Origin of the sequence: Symbiopectobacterium purcellii, from assembly GCF_019797845.1 — a bacterium.
GTDB lineage: Bacteria > Pseudomonadota > Gammaproteobacteria > Enterobacterales > Enterobacteriaceae > Symbiopectobacterium > Symbiopectobacterium purcellii.
Genome location: NZ_CP081864.1, coordinates 112,993 through 132,423, shown reverse-complemented (window position 1 = coordinate 132,423; position 19,431 = coordinate 112,993). Strand labels below are relative to the sequence as shown.

Here is a 19,431-nt window from a genome sequence, read left to right as displayed (position 1 = left end):
AATCACTACGGCTCCCGACACGGTATTTAATGGCGGGAGTTTCACACCAGTAAAAAGTACGCTTTTTTGATAGTTTATATTATCACTCACTAAGCAAAATTAAATGAAGCGCAGGCCCGTGCACCAGAAACGATTTTCCTTAATACAGCACAATATCTTTCCGCACTAAACCAAGCGGACGCCCCATTCTATTATTTACCGCTTTTTATCACGCTTATCTTTTCAGCAAATATTCATTAATAATCACGCACAAGACGCGCGTTAAGGACGCAGCCACACATCAGGACGCTTTACTCTAAATAATTCGAGTAGCAGGAAGGCGGCAAGTGAAGGAATCCCGATGAGCTTACTCCGGTAAGTGATTCGGGTGAGTGAACGCAGCCAACGCACCTGCAACTTGAAGTATGACGGGTATATAAGGAATAGGGACACTTATGCAATTTATTAAAAAGATGAAAGTCAACACCATGTTGGGCTCGGGCTTTGCGTCAGTGATTATCATCAGCGTGTGCGTGGCCATTCTTGGTCGCTCTCAGTTGATTTCACTGGGTAAAGATATTGAACTGCTCGCCAACCGTTCGCTTAATAATCTGTTAATCACGCAGGAATTAAAAACCGGATTTGATGCCGTCGCCCGTTCCGTGCGCAATATGGCGCTGTATCAGGATCGTGCCCGTAAACTGGAAGAGAAGCGGGTGATTGACCTTACGATTGCCCGGAATACTGAGCTACTGGAAACATTGAACCACAATGCCAGCATTCCCGCCGGGAAAGCACTGTTGGCACAGCTTGGTCAGGTACTCCCAGCCTATATGAAAGCGGTCAGCGAAGCCGTTGCCCGAGAACTCAGCGATAACGCGGAAGAAAAAATGAAGCTGGATGAGATGCGGCGCGCGCAGTTACCGGTGTTCAAAACGCTGGATGAAATGATTGAACTGCAAAAAGCTCAGGCGATAAAGCTGGCCCAACAAGCCATGGCGCAGGCCAGCAATGGTGGAAACCTGATGTTACTTCTGGCGCTGCTGGCAACGGTGCTGGGTGCGCTGATCGCCTTCCTGATAGCCTATACCTTGAAAAAACAACTGGGTGGCGAACCGGCCTATGCAACCCTCATTACTCAGCAAGTCGCTCAAGGTGATTTAGCCACAGCGATTACCTTGCGCGCTAACGACAGCAGCAGCATGCTGGCCGCCATGAACACCATGCGTAACAGTTTGAGCGCCATGGTGGAGCAGGTGCGGCACAGTAGCGAATCCATCGCCACCGGCTCCAGCGAGATTGCCATCGGCAGTACCGATCTGAGCCAACGCACAGAAGAGCAGGCGGCAAATTTGCAGCAAACTGCCGCCGCAATGGAACAGATAAGCCAGGCGGTACGTCAAAACGCCGATGCGGTACACAGCGCCACACAGCTCGCTAATCAGGCCAGTGCCACAGCGGCGAAAGGCGGAGAAGCCGTTAACCAGATCGTGGCGACCATGAAAGCCATTACCGCCAGTTCCGGCCAAATCAGCGATATTATCGGCGTAATTGATGGCATTGCGTTTCAAACCAATATTCTGGCGCTAAACGCCGCCGTCGAGGCCGCCCGTGCGGGCGAGCAAGGGCGCGGTTTTGCCGTGGTGGCCGGTGAGGTTCGCTCACTGGCGCAGCGCTCGGCCTCCGCCGCCAAGGAAATCAAAACGCTGATCCATAACAGCGTCGAAACCGTGAATGCCGGATCTACGCTGGTTGAAGAGACCGGTAGTACCATTGCATCGTTGGTGGCTCAGGCAAGTGAAGTCGCCCACCTGATCGCCACCATCGGGGGAACCACGCGGGAACAGGAGTCGGGCATCGAGCAGGTTCACAGCGCAATCAACCAGCTCGATCGCGTGACTCAACAAAATGCCGCGTTGGTCGAACAGTCGGCCAGCGCGGCCGGAAGCCTGAACGATCAGGCAGCCAACCTGGTAGCACTGATGCAAATGTTCCGTATTGCCTCAAGCAGCAAGGCATTACCGCCCCACACCACGCCCCAAAGCTCCCCGCCAGCGCGCGAACTCCCGCTACCACAGGGCAGCCGGGAGAACTGGACACAGTTTTAGCGCACAGGCTCCCAGACCACGCTGGGAGCCGCCTCAGGCGTAGGCCAACACATCACGCTCTGCGGCAACCGTATTCACCAGCCGCCCAATCTGGCTGATTTCCACTTCCACCACATCACCTGCTTTCATAAACAGCGGCGGCGTGCGTTTTTTCCCCACGCCCCCCGGTGAACCGGTGATGATAACGTCCCCCGGTGCCAGCGGCGTAAAGCGTGAAATGTAGGCAATCAGCTCCGCCACGGAGCGCACCATATTGTTGGTGGTATCATGCTGCACGCGCACACCGTTCAGGAAGGTGCTGATATCCAGCTGTTGCGGATCGCCAATCTCGTCTGCGGTGACCATCCAGGGACCAAACCCGCCGGTATGGCGCCAGTTTTTGCCGGAGGTAAACCAGGTGTATTGCATATCGCGCACCGAGCCATCCATAAAGCAGCTGTAGCCTGCCACCACGTCCAGCGCCGCTTCACAACTGACGTTATCCGCGTGTTGACCGATCACCACGGCCAGTTCACCTTCATAGTCAAACTCGTTGCTCGATTCCGGCTTCATCAGCGGCTGACGGTGGGCAGACAGCGTATCGGCAAAACGGATAAACAGGGTTGGCGCGTCAACGGTCTGTTGGAATTCGATGCGTTTTTCCATGTAGTTCATGCCAACACACAGAATTTTTCCCGGCTGTTCGATCACCGGCAAAAAGGTGACCTGCTCAAAGCGAAAGTCCGGCGCGCCCTGCACCGCCTCAAACTGTTTCAAGGCACCGGCGCGCAGTGCCGCGGGAATATCCGCATAGATGTCGGAAAAGCGCCGCCCCAGATCGATGATGCCGTCAGCATCGATGCGCCCATAGGTTTTTTGCCGGGTTTCCGGGTTAATAAAACTTGCCAGTTTCATAGGTTACCTTCAATGTTTCAGACTGGCGCAGCGCGCCAGAACTTATTTGATAAAACGAATCTGCTAGTTGATGGCCGCAATCACCGGCGCTTTGCGCGCGTTGTAGACCTTCTTGTTTTGCTCGAACAGGTTATTACCGTGGGTGTCGATCGAGATAATCAACGGGCCAAAGGCTTTCACCCGGTTTACCCACAACGTTTCGGGCATGCCAAGATCGCGCCACTGGGCATCCTCAATCTCTTCAACGCAGGTCGCGGCAAGCACCGCACAGCCGCCGGGGAACACGGCGTGCACCGCCTTGAAGGTTTTGCAGCCCTCTTCGGTGTTCGGCCCCATGCCGCCTTTACCGACAATCAGCTTCACGCCGGTTTGTTCGATAAACTCTTTCTCGAATTTTTCCATGCGCATGCTGGTGGTTGGCCCGATGGAGATCATTTCAAAGCTGCCGTCGTCCTTTTCCACCACAATCGGCCCGGCGTGGAAAATGGCGCCACCACGCAGATCGACCGGCAATTCGCGGCCCAGCTCAATCAGACGGCGGTGAGCAACGTCGCGGCAGGTCACCAGCGTACCGGTCAGGTACACCACGTCACCAATGTTCAGTTCGGCCAACGCCTCGTCGCTAATCGGGGTAGTAAGCACTTTTTTCATAGTACGGCGCCTTTATGGGAAAGAATTTCATAGGACAAATCAGCAGAGAAGCGGATGGTGCCGCGACGGTGCGCCCAGCATCCAGTCGACACCGCCACGCCAATGGTGGAAGGGTGACGCGCAGAGGACTCGATATTGACCCCCATCACCGATGAGGCTCCGCCCAGTCCTTGTGGTCCCAGACCCACGCTGTTCAGCCCCTCTTCCAGCAGTTTCTCCATCTTCGCCGCATCAGCATTGGGGTGTGACGAATCCACCGGGCGTAGAATCGCTTTTTTCGACAGACGCGCCGCCGTCTCCACCGACGTCGAGACCCCGACGCCAACCAGCAGTGGCGGACAGGCATTCACGCCGTAAGAGGTGATCACATCAAACACGAACTGGTTAACACCTTCATAGCCCTGGCCCGGCATCAATACTTTCGCGGCCCCCGGCAATGAACAGCCGCCCCCCGCCATATAGACTTCAATGGTGCAGCTATCATCATGAGGAATTATTTCCCAATCGAGCCACGGAATACGCGATCCGGTATTAGTACCGGTATTTTTCTCAATAAAGGTTTCGACCGCATTATGGCGTAATGGCGCTTTTTTCGTGGCTTCTTCGGTAGCCGTCTGTAATATGCCTTCCAGTTCGCCCAAATAAGGGAATGCCGCGCCTGCTGTAATAAAATACTGAATAACGCCAGTATCCTGACAACAGGGGCGGTCTAATAGATCCGCTTGCTTTTGGTTTTCAAACATCGAGTCATAAACCACTTTGGCAAGCGACAGTTCATCTTTTTCCTTACTGCGTAATTCTTCCAGTTTCTTGATGACATCGGTTGGCAGGCGTTTGCCAACGTACCCGGTAAAGCGGGTCATTATCTCTGTCAATGTCGACACATCATTTTGAGACATCACACAACCTCCAATAAAAAACAGATACGGCTTTATTTCGTTGAATGGGTTAATTCAAGTTTTGCTTCGTCACGACGACGACGCACTTCAATAGACAGGGTTAATAGCGCGGAAACCACCAACATGCCCGCGACGCAATACAGCGCAATGGAAAAGCTACCGGTGTTGCTTTTCAGCCAGCCGATCAGCGCGGGGCCCGCAAAGCCGCCCAGATTACCGATAGAGTTGATGGCAGCCAGTCCGGCAGCAGCGGCAGGCCCGCTCAAGAAAAGCGACGGGATACTCCAGATCGGCGGTTTACAGGAAGAAATTCCCATATTGGCCATGATAAGTGCGGCAATCGCCAACGGTAACGACTGCGCCCAGCCCGCCAGCACAAACCCGGTGCTCGCCAGTAAGCAGGCGCTCACCACATGCCAGGTGCGCTCTTTGGTTTTATCGGAATGACGCGCCCACAGTACCATCGCAATCGCGGCCATGGCCGAAGGCACCGCATTGACAAGGCCAATCTCCATGGTGCTCAAACCAAAGGATTTAATGAACTGCGGCGACCAGATATTGAGAGAATAAAGCCCGGCAGAGGTGCCGAAATAGACCACCGCCAGCGTCAGAACACGAATATCCGTCAGCCCTTTCCAGATACTGACTTTAACTACGTCACCTTTGTTCTGTTTTTCCGCCGCCAGCGTCGCCACCAACCACTGGGTTTCTTCCGCCGTCAACCAGCGGTTTTTCTCCGGCTTGTCGTTAACATAGAATCAGGTAAACACCCCCATTAGGGTCGCCGCGACGGTACAAATCAGGAACATTAACTGCCAGCCCGCCAGACCAAGCGCACCGTGCGCGCTAAGAATAGCCCCTGCCAGCGGTGAGCCAACCATCGCAGAAATCGGGGCGGCGGCCATAAACAGGGCGATCATCTGCGCCCGCCGTTTCATTGGAAACCAGGTGCTGAGGTAGAGAATAATGCCGGAGAAAGAACCGGCTTCCGCGACACCCAGCAAAAAACGCAGAATATAAAAACCTTCTACGGTTTTCACAGTAATCATAAATGCGGTGATCACGGCCCAGCTCAACAAAATACGCGTCAGCCAAATACGTGGACCGACTTTCTGCAAAATAATGTTAGAAGGTACATCCGTAAGAAAATAACCGAGAAAAAATAAACCCGCACCCAAACCAAAAACCGCATCGGAAAAACCTAAATCCTGATTCATGGTTAACGCGGCAAAACCAATATTAATACGGTCAAAAAAGCCGACAAAATAAACCACCATGACATAGGGTATAATCCGCCAGGTGATCTTTTTCAGCGTCACACTTTCAATATCTGTTTTCATTATGCATTCCAGAATAATAGGGTAAGAGTAGGAAAAAAATAATAAGACTGGTTAATACACGTTATTTCTGATCAGACTATGCGTCAGAACCGTGGCGGGATCATTCACCTGGGATTATATAAATAATTTGCATAATCCAGCGGCGTCATCAGGGCGGTGCTGAATTCGATGATGGCGATCAATATTCACCTATTTTTAATGTGGAAATGCGATAAAAACACACAGCTGAGATACGGGTTATTAACAATCTCCCCCGTTTTGCGTCTTACGGTTCTGTGATAGGGATCACCGCCAACAACGTGAGCGTTTTTTCACCGCTTGTTCAGGCTAAAAACGGCGCTATTATCTACGCGCTCGCTCTACCTACTACTGAGGGTTGCCCATGGAACTCCGCCAGTTGCGCTGCTTTATTGCGGTGGCAGATGCACTACACTTCGGCCACGCGGCCCAGCAGCTTGATATGCTGCCCTCCGCCCTCGGACGTCATATCCGCCTGTTGGAAGAAAGCCTCAATGTGCGTCTGTTTGTGCGCTCCACGCGCAGCGTGGCGCTTACGGCACACGGCCACAAGCTGTTGGAAGAAGGGAAGAAAATCGTGGCTGAGGTGGATGCGCTGGAAGCCCACTTTCGCCGTCAGGGACGCCTTCAGGCACACACCCTGCGCATTGGGGCCATCGACAGCGCGGCGATTGCGCTGGTGCCTCACCTGCTACCCGCATTTCGTCACGCCTGCCCCGATGTGGATGTGCGCATCGATGAAAACAAAACGGCGCAACTGCTGCCCAAGTTGAAATCCGGCCAACTGGATATGGCATTTATCCGCCCGATGAAAGAGAGCGATCCGCAACTCACTACCCGCTTTCTGCTCCATGAAAATGTGGTGCTCGCCATCGCCGAGCGCCATCCGTTAGCGACGCGCCGCAGCGTGACCATTGAGGATATCGCCACGCTGCCGCTGATCGTACCGGCGCGCCGCGCACGACCGCACAGCCACGATGTCACCATCAAGCTGTTCAACGCGGCCGGGCTTAAACCGCATATTGTGCAACTTGTCGATGAAAAACAAACCATCCTCAGTATGGTGGCAAGCAAAGTGGGGGGAGCCATCATGCCGCGCTGGGCGGCGCGCATGGCAACCCCGCACGTGCGTTTTGTGACTATCGATCATGGTGAAGGGGCGTTTACTGCCTTACCGCTGGCGGTGGCGTGGGTAGGAAATGCGCCAGATGCGGCGCGCGATGCGTTGCTGGAAATCGTCAGTCAGGAACTGCCGCATCTGATTCGGCAACTGTGCTGAGGCGCGGTTTAACGTCGGAAGCAACCGCTGCCCACCGGCAGCGGTTTTGGTACACCACTCAACTTAGAGTGCGCGTTTCAGGCGAGCAACCGCCTCGTGCATCTGCTCATCCGTTGCGGTAGCAAACGAAAAACGCAGCGTGGCGTAATCAGGGCGTTCCGGGAAGAAGAATTCACCCGGCACGAACACTACGCCCTGTTCCAGCGTTTTTTCCAGCCACTGCGTGGTGTTGAACGGCTCGCGGAAGCGCGCCCACAGGAACATGCCGCCTTTGGGTTTGTTGAAAGCGATCACATCGCCCAGCTCTTGCTCAATCAGCGATCCCAGCAGTTCACCCTTGTGCTTGTAGGCTTCGCGAATCTTGTCGATTTGGGTCGGTAAACGCCCCGATGCCAGATAGTATTCCGCGATGGTTTGCGACAGCGAGCTGGCATGCAAATCTGCCGCCTGCTTGATGGTCGCCACTTTATGCAGCAGCCACTGCGGCAGGATGGCCCAGCCGAGGCGCAGGCCCGGCGCCAGAATTTTTGAGAAGGTGGAGGTGTAGATCACCGCATCGTTGTGGCCCAGCATCTCTTGCCCAAGCTGGAACAGCGTCGGGTTGCGCTCGTCGGTGAAACGCAGTTCTCCGTAGGGGTCATCTTCAATGATCACAAAGCCGTAGCGATCGGCGAGGGTAATCAACTGGCGACGACGGGCTTCATTCAGCACCACGCCGCTCGGATTACCAAAGTTCGGCACCAGATACACCGCTTTGATGCGCTGGGTGTGCAGCAGGGTTTCCAGCTCGTCCACCACCATGCCGTCTTTGTCAGACGCGACCGACATCACGCGCGCTTCTGCCAGTTCCAGCGTTTGCAGTGCCGCCAGATAGGTCGGGCGTTCCACCACCACCACATCATTCGGGTCAATCAGCGAGCGCATCACCAGATCCAACGCCTGCTGCGAGCCAGCCGTGACCACCATATCGTCGGCGTGGGTTTTCACACCGCGCAGCGCGCACAGTTCAGCAATACGCACACGCAGCGTATCGCTGCCTTCTGTCAAACCATACTGAAACGCATTTTTCGGCTGCTCGGTAATCGCACGCTGGGTCGCCTGGTTTAATCCCTCAAAATCAAACAAGGCATCTGAAGGAATTCCCCCAGCCAGAGAAATCACATGATCCATCTTGCTGTGTTTCAACAATTCCCGAATCGCCGAGCTTTTCAGTCTCGCCATACGCTGAGACAGTAATCCTTCCGTTGCCATTTTCATTCTCTTGATTCATCAGATAACACGATGGGCCAGACAACGCTGGCCCACCCAGACACGACGATTGTCGCGCAATATTGGTCGCTCAGACAGGGTTATCCACCGAGATAGGCAGAACGCACGGCCTCATTTGCCAGCAAGGCGGCACCCGTATCTTCCAATACTACCCGACCATTCTCCAGCACATAACCACGATCCGCCAATTTCAGCGCCTGATTCGCATTCTGCTCGACCAGGAAGATAGTCATCCCTTCTTCGCGCAGTTGAGCGATAGTATCAAAAATCTGCAAAATAATAATCGGTGCCAGCCCCAGAGAAGGCTCATCCAGCAGCAGCAAGCGCGGTTGGCTCATCAGCGCGCGTCCGATAGCCAGCATCTGCTGCTCACCGCCGGACATGGTGCCGGAACGCTGCGCGCGGCGCTCATACAGACGTGGGAACAGATCGTATACCCGCGCAATGCGCGACTGATACTGCTCCTTGTCAGCAAAGAAGCCCCCCATCGCCAGATTCTCTTCCACCGTCATGCGTGAAAACACGCGGCGGCCTTCCGGCACAATGGCGATAGCTTCACGCATGATCTGCGCCGTTTGCCACTGGGTGATGTCTTTTCCATCATAAATGATGGAGCCCGCCGTCGCACGCGGATCGCCACACAGGGTGCCGAGCAGCGTGGTTTTCCCCGCGCCGTTGGCGCCAATCAGCGTCACGATTTCACCCTGTTCGATGTGCAGACTCACGTCATGCAGCGCCTGGATTTTTCCGTAATGCGCTGAAACCTGATTAAATGACAACATAGTGCTTATCCTTCCCCGAGATACGCGCGGATCACGTCCGGGTTATTACGAATTTCAACCGGTGTTCCCTGCGCCAGAGGCGTTCCCTGATTCACCACGTAAATGCGGTCGGAAATGCCCATCACCAGCTTCATATCGTGCTCGATCAGCAGCACCGACACCTGGTGACGATCGCGCAACTCAGCAATCAGGTGATCCAGTTCGTCGGTCTCTTTCGGGTTCAGCCCGGCAGCTGGCTCATCCAGCATCAACACTTCCGGGCGCGTCATCATGCAACGCGCAATCTCCAGACGGCGCTGCTGACCATACGCCAGATTGCCTGCCTGACGGTTAGCCAAATCAAGCAGACCAACGCGCTCCAGCCACATGGCGCCCAGCTCTTGCGCTTGGGCTTCCGAGCGACGGAAACCCGGCGTTTTCAGCAGGCCGGCAAACACGCCGCTTTTCAGGTGTTGATGTTGCGCCACCAGCAGGTTTTCAATCACCGTCATTTCGCGGAACAGACGCACATGTTGGAAGGTTCGCACCACGCCCATCCGGGCAATCTGCTGTCCCGGCAGCCCTTCAAGATGGCGGTCGCGCAGCATGATGGTGCCGCCCGTCGGGCGATAAAAACCGGTCAGGCAGTTAAACACCGTGGTTTTACCCGCACCGTTCGGCCCAATCAGAGAGACGATTTCACCCTGATTCAGATCCAATTCCACATTGTTGACCGCCAGCAAGCCGCCAAAGCGCATGGTCAGGCCACGAACCGATAATAATGGTTGCGTACTCATGCCTGTTCTTCCTTCTTCTCAACCTTCAGCTTCATCTCTGGGCGCTTCATCGGCAACAGTCCTTGCGGACGCCAAATCATCATCAGCACCATCAGCGCACCCAGCAGCAGCATGCTGTACTCGTTCAGATCGCGCATCAATTCACGCGATACCACCAACAGAATGGCCGCGAGGATCACCGCGAACTGAGAGCCCATACCGCCTAACACCACAATGGCGAGCACGAACGCTGATTCAGCAAAGGTAAAGGATTCCGGACTGACAAACCCCTGACGCGCGGCAAACAGCGTGCCAGCAAAACCGGCAAACGCCGCACTGATGGTAAACGCCGTCAGTTTGATACGGGTTGGGCTTAATCCTAACGAACGACAGGCAATCTCATCGTCACGCAGCGCTTCCCAGGCACGCCCCAGCGGCATACGCAATAACCGGTTGATGACAAATAGGGTGGCGATAACCAGCAGCAGCGCCACCAGATACAGGAAAATGATGCGATCGCTGGGATCATACTTCAGGCCAAACATCTCGTGGAAGGTGCCCCAACCGTCTTCGCTAACCCGGCGACTGAACTCCAGCCCAAAGAAGGTAGGTTTGGGAATCTGGCTGATGCCGTTCGGGCCACCGGTAAACTCCGTGTTGTTGAGCAGCAGGATACGCACGATTTCACCGAAACCGAGCGTCACAATCGCCAGATAGTCACCGCGCAGGCGTAACACCGGGAAACCAAGCAGGAAACCGGACAACCCAGCCGCGATACCCGCCAGCGGCAGACTCTGCCAGAAGCCCAGCCCGTAATAATGGTTCAGCAGCGCGTAGGTGTAAGCGCCAATGGCGTAGAAACCACCGTAGCCCAACACCAGCAAACCCGACAGCCCCACGACAACGTTCAGCCCCAGGCCCAGCATGACATAGATCAGCGTCAGCGTGGCGATATCCACCGAACCGCGCGACACCAAAAACGGCCAGGCCACCGCAATAATAATCAGCACCGCCGCCAGCACTTTTTGACGCGGCGTACTGCCGTCAAAGCTCGGAAGCACCAGTGAGGCACCACCGCCAGACAGTTTCCGCATTACGCTTTGGAAGAAGGGGCGCAGCAGTTGGAAGAAGAACACCACCACGCAACCCACGCCGATCAGGTTCCAGCGCACGGCATCTGCCCCACGCACCACCAACGTAGTGCCATCCAGCCCCAGTTGCATTCCCATCAGGAACGCCGCCAGCACCAGCAGCGTAAACGCCGATATCACCGCATTTAACAGGTTGAGCTGCTTCATACTTTCTCAACCTCCGGGCGGCCCAGAATGCCGGTTGGCATCACCAACAGCACCGCAATCAACAACGCGAACGACACCACGTCTTTGTACTCCGTACTCAGGTAGGCACTGGTCAGGGCTTCCGCCACCCCCAGCACCAGGCCGCCAATCATGGCACCCGGGATGCTGCCGATCCCGCCTAACACCGCGGCGGTAAAGGCTTTCATGCCCGCCATAAAGCCGATATAGGGGTTGATCACACCATAGAATTGGCCCAGCAACACGCCAGCGACCGCCGCCATCGCCGCACCGATCACAAAGGTCAACGAAATCACGCGGTCAGTGCTGATGCCCAGCAGGCTGGCCATTTTCAGATCTTCCGCGCAGGCACGGCAAGCGCGCCCCATGCGGGAATAGCGAATAAAGGTGGTGAGTGCCAGCATCGTGATGAAGGTGACAATCCAGATGGTCACCTGCATGGTGGTAATGGTGGCGGCGAAACCGTTGCTTTCCCCGACAACCAGTTGACCATGCACCAACGTCGGCAGTGCCACATCGCGCGAACCTTGCGTCAGGCTGACGTAGTTTTGCAGAAAGATGGACATCCCGATGGCGGAAATAAGCGCAATCAGGCGCTTGGAGTTACGCACCGGCTTATAGGCCACCCGCTCGATGCTCCAGCCGTAAGCGCTGGCGATCACAATGGCCGCGATAAATCCGGCACCGATCAGCACCCAGCTGACGTCGATACCGATCATCATCAGTGCAGCGATAACGATAAAAGAGACATAGCTACCGATCATGTAGACCTCGCCGTGGGCGAAGTTAATCATGCCGATAATGCCGTAAACCATGGTGTAGCCAATGGCAATCAGCGCATAAGTGCTGCCCAACGTCACGCCGTTGAACATTTGCTGAAGGAAATAGAGGAACTGCTCGGACATACCTTTACCTTAGAATTAACCTTTACACCTTAAGATTTTGCCCCCACGGCCTGAAGGCGGTGGGGGCATCGGTGTTCAGGAACTGAGTGGGCGGCAGCGATTATTTTGCGCTAGAAGTGCCGTCTGCATGCCACTCGAATACGCCAAACTCAAACCCTTTCAGGTCACCTTTTGTATCCCAGCTCAACGGACCCATTACGGTCTCCACGGTGTTGGCTTTCAGGTCTTTTGCGATAGCTTCCGTTTCTGCACCGCTGCGCTCCATCGCGGTGGTCAGAGACTGCAACGCGGCGTAGGTGGTCCAGACGAACGGGCCGGTCGGATCCAGTTTTTTCGCTTTCAGCGCATCCACGATCGGCTGGTTAGCAGGAACCTGGTCATAACGTTTCGGCAGGGTCACCAGCATACCTTCAGACGCCGCGCCCGCGATGTTGGACAGTGAGGAGTTGCCCACCCCTTCCGGTCCCATGAATTTGGTGGTCAACCCAGCCTGACGCGCCTGACGCAGAATCTGGCCCATTTCCGGGTAGTAACCGCCAAAGTAAACGAAATCCACGTTCTCTTTCTTCAAACGCGCCACCAGCGTGGAGAAATCTTTATCCCCAGCGGTTACGCCTTCAAACAGCACCACGTTGGCACCTGCTTTTTTCAGGCTGTCCTGAACCGAGCGAGCCAGACCTTCACCGTACTGCTGCTTGTCGTGTACCACAGCGATACGCTGCGGTTTAATGGTATTCACGATATAGTTAGCGGCGGTCGGGCCCTGATCGGAATCCAGACCGGTGGTGCGCAGCACCAGTTTGTAACCACGGGTAGTCAGATCCGGTGCAGTCGCCGCTGGCGTAATCATCAGCACGCCTTCGTCTTCATAGATATCAGAGGCCGGCTGGGTGGAAGAGGAGCACAGGTGACCAATCACGTAACGAATGCCATCGTTAATCACTTTGTTGGCAACGGCAACCGCCTGTTTCGGGTCACACGCATCATCATATTCCACGGCAACCAGTTTGTTGCCCTTCACGCCACCTTTGGCATTGATGTCAGCAATCGCCTGACGCGCACCGATAAATTCCATGTCGCCATACTGGGCAACCGAGCCGGACATGGCACCGACAACGGCAACTTTGATGTCTTCTGCATTAGCCATCTGTGCGAACGCTGCTGCCATACACCCTAACAGTACGACTTTACCTTTAGCTACTTTCATTCGATTCACCCTATCTGTCGTTATGGAGTTCGCCTGCAAACCTGTATCAACCCGCCGTACTCAATCTTTTTCTTATAAGTAAGAACAGGTTAGGCTTTTTATTAGCTATACTTCGCTAATAAGGAGTTATTTTTCATGTCATTAAACAGGAATTTTATGCTGCAAATCAACTATCGCTACTAGAAACAAGCGGTGTAAACAGCATAAAATACCAGCCTTATAAGCCACTATTTATTTTATATATAGTCAGTTATGCTGCTTTATGCAGCAATGGGCAACTCAATACTCGAAAAATCATCGGTGAGGAAAACATTTTCCCTATTAACCGTACAGAAAAACTTACACAACTGTTTATCTACATCGCTACTACATTATGCTTTAGGCTACAGCTATGCTTTATGCAAACGCATTGAGAGGGTTATCGAAATGAAGCTCGCCGTCGAATGTCTCTCGTTATTCAGCGACCAGGATAGAATTGATCTCGCCAAGATTTGGCCCCACCAGAATCTCGACCTACTGGAACAGAGCCTTGATCTGCACCAGCGCCTGTTTGCGTCACGCTTCAATGGCCGCTTGCTGGCAGCAGTAATGGTGGAAATTGATGGCGAATACGCGGAACTCGATGATCTGATGGTCAGAGAAGCCACGCGTCGCCGCGGCGTTGGCCTGCACCTGATTCAGGAAGTGGTGCGCCAGTTACCGGGCGTGAAGGAATTTTGGCTGACAGCCGCCGATCATGCTGGCGTGAATGAGATCGTGCTGGACCGCTTTATGGAAAGCTGTGGATTCTTTCCCGTGTCAGGCGGGTGGCTCTACACCCGAAGTTAACTGCTAACCAATGGCATGACGCGCCAATACGCCAGCAGAGCAAAGTCATGCCGAACCAGTACGCGTGATGGCACAACCCACGCGTACTGGTATTACCCTTCCTTATAAGCAGCTCATTACACGCTCTTCAAAAATCGCTTCTTCTACTACGAAAACGCATCCTCTGAATAGCGGATCAGATATATTTCTTTCCTCCTTACCTCATTGGAAAACGATCAGATGCAGATTAGATCTGCGAGTACGGGCACGCATAATCCCGTCCCGCAACAGAACTCCTCTCTTATTAACGTCTACAATAAGAACCTATTAACAATACAGAATGATATTGAAAGCCAACCGGAAATGGCAGTAGAGACACGACGTGAAATTAATCATAAATTACGAGCCGCCATCACCAAACTGGATGAATTTTATGAAAAAAATTGAAAACGAGATAAATCCTGCCTCGGTAGCAATGAAAAAACTGCAACTATTGCGTATTAAATATTCCCTTACGGCAATAAAGTGTGGCGACACCGATTGGGAAGTCTTTCAAACATCCGAGTTTTTACACCGTAATATTGAGGATTTTATAACATCCGCCCATTGCACGTTAACGTTGGATGAGCAAAAAACACAGCGGATTGATTCAACGCTAAGAAATACCGTATGGCTAAGCTGCCTGTATAATTTCTCTCGAGAACTTGGCTACAGAAATATTGACGCACCACAAAACAGAGAGAATAAACTCTTTTATGACGTTTTCACTCGTTTAACAACATCACAAGTGCACGATAACCTGGCCTGTGGTATCGCCAACGCACAAGCGGCGCTTGCATTATGTCAGCTCTCCTTCGGTGAGGAATGCGCACAGCAGGACGTGCTCTATTGCAGCTTAAAAGAGGTTGTCGGATTTTATGATGACTATCTGCAAGCCCGGCAAACAGGAAAAGAAGTAGATTTTCTGATGAAAAACGGCTACTTCAAACGCGGACAAACCTTAATCCCTGCGAATATCAAACATGATATCGCGCTAAGCTACTATGAACAGGTGACTGAACATCTGTAATGTTGCATAGGGTTAGCATAAATTCATCAGACCAGCCCAAGCTGGTCTGATTTTTAAGAGCAAAGGGTTTTGCACGCGGGGTGCCCTTGTGGCGTGCGAATGGCTGCGGTTCATCAGCCCCACGGCAGATAACGACGCAGCATTGATCGAGTATTGTACGTGACGAATCGTAACGCTACGCCATGTAAATCTACGGGTATCCTACGCCTCCCTGATGTTCTCACTTCATGCAATTATTTTTCTACTTTGTGATAAAACACTTCATTCGTTAATCTAGGGTACAGATGACGGTATATCTCCACTTCCCTATGCTAACAAATCTTGTTGTAGTTCCTGTCATGCAAAGCTCGTTAGAACACTATTAACATTAATAAATTTATAATAAAGACTGTGAAAGGAGTTCATTATGTATGAAATTTTAAAAAAATTAAATAACAATAGACATTAATAAACACATTCACATCAGGGAGAAAAAATGAAAATAACATTATCAAATATTTACCCATCATATTATAACCAGGAAAAATCGATTAGTAATGTATCAAAATACAATTCTGATTTACTCAAAATAGAAAATAAGATCTATCAAAAAAGAGAGCTTTGTGATACACAAATAAATAGATTGAATGATGAACTCTCAGTTAGAATTGAACATTTAAAAACACTAAACAATGCCTGGATGCGTCTACCTTATAAAAAAAGACCCAAAAAAGAAGATATAGAATACTTGCAGATTCTCATTATAAAATATGCAATGAATATCATCGGGACTGGATATACGACATGGGAACGATTCAATACCGCATCGAACATCTACAAAGACATACTACTCCTTATGTCATCACACCATTATATAGTCACCCATGATGAGACACGTAAACAACATATTGAACAAGAACACATTGAGTTAAGATGGTCATATTGCATACAGAACTTTCTTATTCAACTGATATATAATGACACACCACTTGAAAAAAATTTCTTACCCCCTGAATTTGAATATAGGAATCAACATGACATAGGCATTACCGAACGTGTTAGTAATAGCATTACTAACGCAAGGGTAGCTGAATTTATTTTCAATGATATATTGACGAAAAGAGTTGATGAGAAGGATTACGAAATACTTGCATTGCATATAAAAAAATTAAACGATTTTTATTTTATGTATATAATGTCAAAAACGCATGGTGAGTATTTTCATTTAAAGAAAGAATACTATTCAATAACAACAGAAACCGAATTGTTTATCCCCCAGGAAATCAGGGATGAAATCACATCTTACGCTGACTAAAACACCCCCTACTTATCCTTCAATAAGCGCAACAAAAAAGGCCAACATACGTTGGCCTTCTCACTATCCGGAATAAGGGCTACTGCTTCAGGCTTCAATCGCTGCCCGCAGTTTCTTCATGGCATTTTTCTCTAACTGACGCACACGTTCTGCGGAAACGCCGTATTGATCGGCCAGTTCCTGCAAGGTCGATTTGTTATCGTCATCCAACCAGCGCGCTCGGATAATATGCTGGCTACGTTCGTCCAGTCCTTCCAACGCATAGGCAAGCTTGTCCGCTGCGTGGTTATCCCAGTTATCTTCTTCGATGCCATCAGCGAAATCAGACGATTTATCCTGAAGATAGAGCATGGGTGCCATCGCCTGACCATCATGCGATTCGTCATCCGGTGTGGGATCGAACGTCATGTCTTGCGCGGCCATACGCGATTCCATCTCACGCACATCTTTGCTGGTAACACCCAATTCACGGGCCACCAGTTCTACTTCGTCCTGATTAAACCAGCCCAGACGCTGTTTGGTCTTACGCAGGTTAAAGAACAGCTTGCGCTGCGCTTTGGTGGTCGCGACCTTGACGATACGCCAGTTACGCAACACATATTCGTGAATTTCGGCTTTGATCCAGTGCACCGCAAAGGACACCAGACGCACACCCATTTCCGGGTTGAAGCGGCGCACCGCTTTCATCAGGCCGATATTGCCTTCTTGAATCAGGTCTGCCTGGGGCAATCCATAACCCGCATAGGTACGGGCCACGTGAATCACAAAGCGCAGATGCGACAGGATCAGCGCTTTCGCCGATTCCAGATCGCCCTCGTAATGCAGCCGTTCAGCCAGTGCCCGCTCTTCCTCCGCCGTCAGCATCGGATAGGCGTTGGCGGCACGAATATACCCTTCCAGACTGCCCTGGGGAACTAAGGTGAAAGTTTGCATATCTTTGGTCATTCGACCCCTCTTCAATTAGCGTGAGTGAATAAAATACAGCGTTAAACCTCACATTATGTACAACAAAACCGATGCACCTGACTGCTGCTCCGGCACAAAGCTTTGACTACGCCCTATGCCAAGAGTTCCTTCTGTTCACCGACTGACCCTATTTTATCGCCTGACGGCGACAGATCAAGGCGTACCTGTCGATGATTTTATTCAACCCTCAGCACACCAAGGCACCAGAAAATCCTACCAGAAAAAACTCACTCTGGTGTAAAGCGACGTAAATGTTGCACGGTTGCCAGCCATGCCGCCAGCCAGCCAATCATCCCGGCAATCAACAGCAGCAGCAGTGATTCATCCCAGGTGAGCCCGGTCACGGCAAAGCGCGTACCAAACACCGTCGCGACCTGATCGACCACGGCAGAGAGCTTCCAGACCAACGCCTGCGACAGAATCAACGACAGCAGCGCACCGCCGCCGCCCAACAATGCGCCACCGTTGAGGAAGGGCCGTAAAATAAAGCCGTCCGTTGCCCCAATCAGCTTCATGACATTGATGGTTTCACGGCGGCTGAAAATACTCAGTCGCACGCTATTACCGATGACCAGGAACACGGCAACAATCATCAGGATACCGATGGTTGCGGCCACCTGACCCACCAGTGAGGTCAGCGCCACCAAGCGCGCAAACCAGCTGTCGTCCATACGGACTTCACTCACACCGTGCACTGCCGCCACGCGATCGCGTAACGAGGTCAGCGTCTGTGAGCTTTGGAAATTCAGCTTTGGCGTGATGATGGCAACGGCGGGCAGCGGATTCTCTTCCAGCATGTCCAGCGCACCACCGAAACCAGACCAGTTGCGAAACTCACCCATCGCTTCATCACGGGACAGGTAGTTGACCTTCTCTACCCCATCCTCAGCCGCAAGCGTGTTAATCACGCCCTGCGCCGCATCATTGTCCAACGCTTTATCCAGATACACCGTCAACTGCGGCGTGGGATACCACTGCTCCGCGGCCTGACTGACGTTTTTCCACACCAGATAGCAGATACTCGGCAAGGTCAGCGAGATGGCAATTACCATCACGGTCAGCAGCGTCGCCAGCGGCTGGCGCAGCATATCCGCCAGCGTATTGTCCCAGGCGTAACGCCACTGTTCTTGCCAGCCACCGCGCAGTGCCTTTTCCTTACTCACGCGGGGTTTCGCGTTACGGGAATTAGTCGCCATAAACGCCTCCCAGCATACGTCCTTGCGACAGCGTCAGTACGCGATACTGACGGCTGGCAATCAGCGTCGTGTCGTGGGTTGCCATCAACACCGTAACGCCAACGCGGTTAAATTCTTCGAACAGACGCAGAATATCCTGAGACAACGCGTTATCCAGGTTACCGGTCGGTTCATCTGCCAGCAGCACCGTAGGTTTGTTCACCACCGCACGGGCAATGCCCACGCGCTGCTGCTCACCGCCGGACAATTGAATCGGGTAGCTCTTGGCCTTGTCCAGCAAACCCACCTTATCGAGAGCGGCCGACACACGGCGGCGGATATCTTCACTGCTCGCCCCAGCAATAATCAGCGGCATCGCCACGTTATCGTAGACAGTGCGATCCATCAGCAAATGGTGATCCTGAAAGATCATGCCGATCTGCCGGCGCAAGAAGGGCACTTCACGCTTTTTCAAGCGGCTGATATTGTGCCCGCTAAACAAAATCTGGCCCGCGCTCGGGCGCTCTATGCCACAAATCAGTTTCAGCAGGGTACTTTTCCCGGCACCAGAATGGCCCGTCAGAAACGCCATCTCCCCAGGGAGCAGATGGAAATCCACCCCCTGCAACGCCTGACGTCCACCGAGATAAGCCTTACTGACTTGTTCAAAGCGAATCATCCGTTTTCATCCTCTCGGGCAAGCTGTTTATCCTCACGA

Annotated in this window: 17 protein-coding genes and 1 pseudogene; 5 read left to right on the top strand and 13 right to left on the bottom strand. The window is 52.6% G+C overall.

Features of this window, described 5'->3' with window-relative positions; genetic code table 11:
• Positions 1-434 precede the first annotated feature (434 nt).
• A complete protein-coding gene (locus K6K13_RS00590; protein WP_222159103.1) occupies positions 435-2,087 on the top strand; it encodes a methyl-accepting chemotaxis protein in 1,653 nt (550 codons plus the stop codon).
• A gap of 33 nt (positions 2,088-2,120) precedes the next feature.
• Here the strand turns inward: K6K13_RS00590 and K6K13_RS00585 are convergent, their stop codons facing one another.
• From K6K13_RS00585 to K6K13_RS00570, 4 genes and pseudogenes are all read right to left on the bottom strand, one after another.
• On the bottom strand, positions 2,121-2,981 hold the full coding sequence (locus tag K6K13_RS00585; protein ID WP_222159102.1) for a fumarylacetoacetate hydrolase family protein: 861 nt from the start codon (positions 2,979-2,981) through the stop codon (positions 2,121-2,123).
• Positions 2,982-3,044: 63 nt separating this feature from the next.
• Positions 3,045-3,632: a L(+)-tartrate dehydratase subunit beta gene (gene ttdB, locus K6K13_RS00580; RefSeq protein ID WP_222159101.1), complete on the bottom strand. Its 588-nt coding sequence runs from the start codon at positions 3,630-3,632 to the stop codon at positions 3,045-3,047.
• A complete protein-coding gene (ttdA, locus tag K6K13_RS00575; protein ID WP_222159100.1) occupies positions 3,629-4,531 on the bottom strand; it encodes a L(+)-tartrate dehydratase subunit alpha in 903 nt (300 codons plus the stop codon). Before ttdA ends, ttdB begins: the two co-directional genes overlap by 4 nt.
• A gap of 32 nt (positions 4,532-4,563) precedes the next feature.
• Positions 4,564-5,871 (bottom strand): annotated as a pseudogene (locus tag K6K13_RS00570) (MFS transporter).
• 382 nt (positions 5,872-6,253) lie between these two features.
• On the opposite strand from K6K13_RS00570, the gene K6K13_RS00565 reads away from it, so the two are divergent.
• Positions 6,254-7,168 carry a LysR family transcriptional regulator gene (locus K6K13_RS00565; protein WP_222159099.1) on the top strand — a complete coding sequence of 305 codons (915 nt, stop codon included), beginning with the start codon at positions 6,254-6,256 and terminating at the stop codon, positions 7,166-7,168.
• Between the two features lie 63 nt (positions 7,169-7,231).
• Here K6K13_RS00565 and K6K13_RS00560 read toward each other — a convergent pair whose 3' ends face one another.
• The 6 genes from K6K13_RS00560 to K6K13_RS00535 all read right to left on the bottom strand — a co-directional run bounded on the left by K6K13_RS00560 (position 7,232) and on the right by K6K13_RS00535 (position 13,402).
• Positions 7,232-8,419, bottom strand: a complete 1,188-nt coding sequence (locus K6K13_RS00560; protein ID WP_222159098.1) for an aminotransferase-like domain-containing protein — start codon at positions 8,417-8,419, stop codon at positions 7,232-7,234.
• A 98-nt stretch (positions 8,420-8,517) separates the two neighbouring features.
• Positions 8,518-9,219 carry a high-affinity branched-chain amino acid ABC transporter ATP-binding protein LivF gene (gene livF, locus K6K13_RS00555; protein WP_222159097.1) on the bottom strand — a complete coding sequence of 234 codons (702 nt, stop codon included), beginning with the start codon at positions 9,217-9,219 and terminating at the stop codon, positions 8,518-8,520.
• A gap of 5 nt (positions 9,220-9,224) precedes the next feature.
• Positions 9,225-9,995: a high-affinity branched-chain amino acid ABC transporter ATP-binding protein LivG gene (livG, locus tag K6K13_RS00550; protein ID WP_222159096.1), complete on the bottom strand. Its 771-nt coding sequence runs from the start codon at positions 9,993-9,995 to the stop codon at positions 9,225-9,227.
• Positions 9,992-11,272: a high-affinity branched-chain amino acid ABC transporter permease LivM gene (locus K6K13_RS00545; protein WP_222159095.1), complete on the bottom strand. Its 1,281-nt coding sequence runs from the start codon at positions 11,270-11,272 to the stop codon at positions 9,992-9,994. The genes livG and K6K13_RS00545 overlap by 4 nt, the downstream gene beginning before the upstream one ends.
• Positions 11,269-12,195, bottom strand: coding sequence for a high-affinity branched-chain amino acid ABC transporter permease LivH (gene livH / locus K6K13_RS00540; protein WP_222159094.1), 927 nt, complete (start codon positions 12,193-12,195; stop codon positions 11,269-11,271). The genes K6K13_RS00545 and livH overlap by 4 nt, the downstream gene beginning before the upstream one ends.
• A 100-nt stretch (positions 12,196-12,295) precedes the next feature.
• A complete protein-coding gene (locus K6K13_RS00535; RefSeq protein WP_222159093.1) occupies positions 12,296-13,402 on the bottom strand; it encodes a branched-chain amino acid ABC transporter substrate-binding protein in 1,107 nt (368 codons plus the stop codon).
• A 426-nt stretch (positions 13,403-13,828) separates the two neighbouring features.
• On the opposite strand from K6K13_RS00535, the gene panM reads away from it, so the two are divergent.
• The 3 genes from panM (at position 13,829) to K6K13_RS00520 (ending at position 16,572) form a co-directional block, all read left to right on the top strand.
• On the top strand, positions 13,829-14,230 hold the full coding sequence (panM, locus tag K6K13_RS00530) for an aspartate 1-decarboxylase autocleavage activator PanM (protein WP_222159092.1): 402 nt from the start codon (positions 13,829-13,831) through the stop codon (positions 14,228-14,230).
• Between the two features lie 412 nt (positions 14,231-14,642).
• Entirely contained in the window at positions 14,643-15,278 is a 636-nt protein-coding gene (locus K6K13_RS00525; RefSeq protein ID WP_222159091.1) for a hypothetical protein, read from the top strand.
• 475 nt (positions 15,279-15,753) lie between these two features.
• Positions 15,754-16,572 carry a hypothetical protein gene (locus tag K6K13_RS00520; RefSeq protein ID WP_222159090.1) on the top strand — a complete coding sequence of 273 codons (819 nt, stop codon included), beginning with the start codon at positions 15,754-15,756 and terminating at the stop codon, positions 16,570-16,572.
• 87 nt (positions 16,573-16,659) lie between these two features.
• On the opposite strand, the gene rpoH is transcribed toward K6K13_RS00520, so the two are convergent.
• The 3 genes from rpoH to ftsE all read right to left on the bottom strand — a co-directional run bounded on the left by rpoH (position 16,660) and on the right by ftsE (position 19,392).
• On the bottom strand, positions 16,660-17,517 hold the full coding sequence (gene rpoH, locus K6K13_RS00515; RefSeq protein ID WP_222159089.1) for an RNA polymerase sigma factor RpoH: 858 nt from the start codon (positions 17,515-17,517) through the stop codon (positions 16,660-16,662).
• Between the two features lie 248 nt (positions 17,518-17,765).
• Complete coding sequence (gene ftsX / locus K6K13_RS00510) at positions 17,766-18,734, bottom strand: permease-like cell division protein FtsX (protein WP_222159088.1); 969 nt, start codon at positions 18,732-18,734, stop codon at positions 17,766-17,768.
• Complete coding sequence (gene ftsE, locus K6K13_RS00505) at positions 18,724-19,392, bottom strand: cell division ATP-binding protein FtsE (protein WP_222159087.1); 669 nt, start codon at positions 19,390-19,392, stop codon at positions 18,724-18,726. Before ftsE ends, ftsX begins: the two co-directional genes overlap by 11 nt.
• Positions 19,393-19,431 lie beyond the last annotated feature (39 nt).

Bases quoted from the DNA above. Each gene is read 5' to 3' on its own strand.
- ttdB (WP_222159101.1), bottom strand. From the start codon at position 3,632: ATGAAAAAAGTGCTTACTACCCCGATTAGCGACGAGGCGTTGGCCGAA.
- K6K13_RS00590 (WP_222159103.1), top strand. From the start codon at position 435: ATGCAATTTATTAAAAAGATGAAAGTCAACACCATGTTGGGCTCGGGC.
- livG (WP_222159096.1), bottom strand. From the start codon at position 9,995: ATGAGTACGCAACCATTATTATCGGTTCGTGGCCTGACCATGCGCTTT.
- ttdA (WP_222159100.1), bottom strand. From the start codon at position 4,531: ATGTCTCAAAATGATGTGTCGACATTGACAGAGATAATGACCCGCTTT.
- livF (WP_222159097.1), bottom strand. From the start codon at position 9,219: ATGTTGTCATTTAATCAGGTTTCAGCGCATTACGGAAAAATCCAGGCG.
- K6K13_RS00585 (WP_222159102.1), bottom strand. From the start codon at position 2,981: ATGAAACTGGCAAGTTTTATTAACCCGGAAACCCGGCAAAAAACCTAT.
- ftsE (WP_222159087.1), bottom strand. From the start codon at position 19,392: ATGATTCGCTTTGAACAAGTCAGTAAGGCTTATCTCGGTGGACGTCAG.
- livH (WP_222159094.1), bottom strand. From the start codon at position 12,195: ATGTCCGAGCAGTTCCTCTATTTCCTTCAGCAAATGTTCAACGGCGTG.
- ftsX (WP_222159088.1), bottom strand. From the start codon at position 18,734: ATGGCGACTAATTCCCGTAACGCGAAACCCCGCGTGAGTAAGGAAAAG.
- K6K13_RS00520 (WP_222159090.1), top strand. From the start codon at position 15,754: ATGAAAATAACATTATCAAATATTTACCCATCATATTATAACCAGGAA.
- K6K13_RS00525 (WP_222159091.1), top strand. From the start codon at position 14,643: ATGAAAAAAATTGAAAACGAGATAAATCCTGCCTCGGTAGCAATGAAA.
- K6K13_RS00560 (WP_222159098.1), bottom strand. From the start codon at position 8,419: ATGGCAACGGAAGGATTACTGTCTCAGCGTATGGCGAGACTGAAAAGC.
- K6K13_RS00545 (WP_222159095.1), bottom strand. From the start codon at position 11,272: ATGAAGCAGCTCAACCTGTTAAATGCGGTGATATCGGCGTTTACGCTG.
- panM (WP_222159092.1), top strand. From the start codon at position 13,829: ATGAAGCTCGCCGTCGAATGTCTCTCGTTATTCAGCGACCAGGATAGA.
- K6K13_RS00565 (WP_222159099.1), top strand. From the start codon at position 6,254: ATGGAACTCCGCCAGTTGCGCTGCTTTATTGCGGTGGCAGATGCACTA.
- rpoH (WP_222159089.1), bottom strand. From the start codon at position 17,517: ATGACCAAAGATATGCAAACTTTCACCTTAGTTCCCCAGGGCAGTCTG.
- K6K13_RS00535 (WP_222159093.1), bottom strand. From the start codon at position 13,402: ATGAAAGTAGCTAAAGGTAAAGTCGTACTGTTAGGGTGTATGGCAGCA.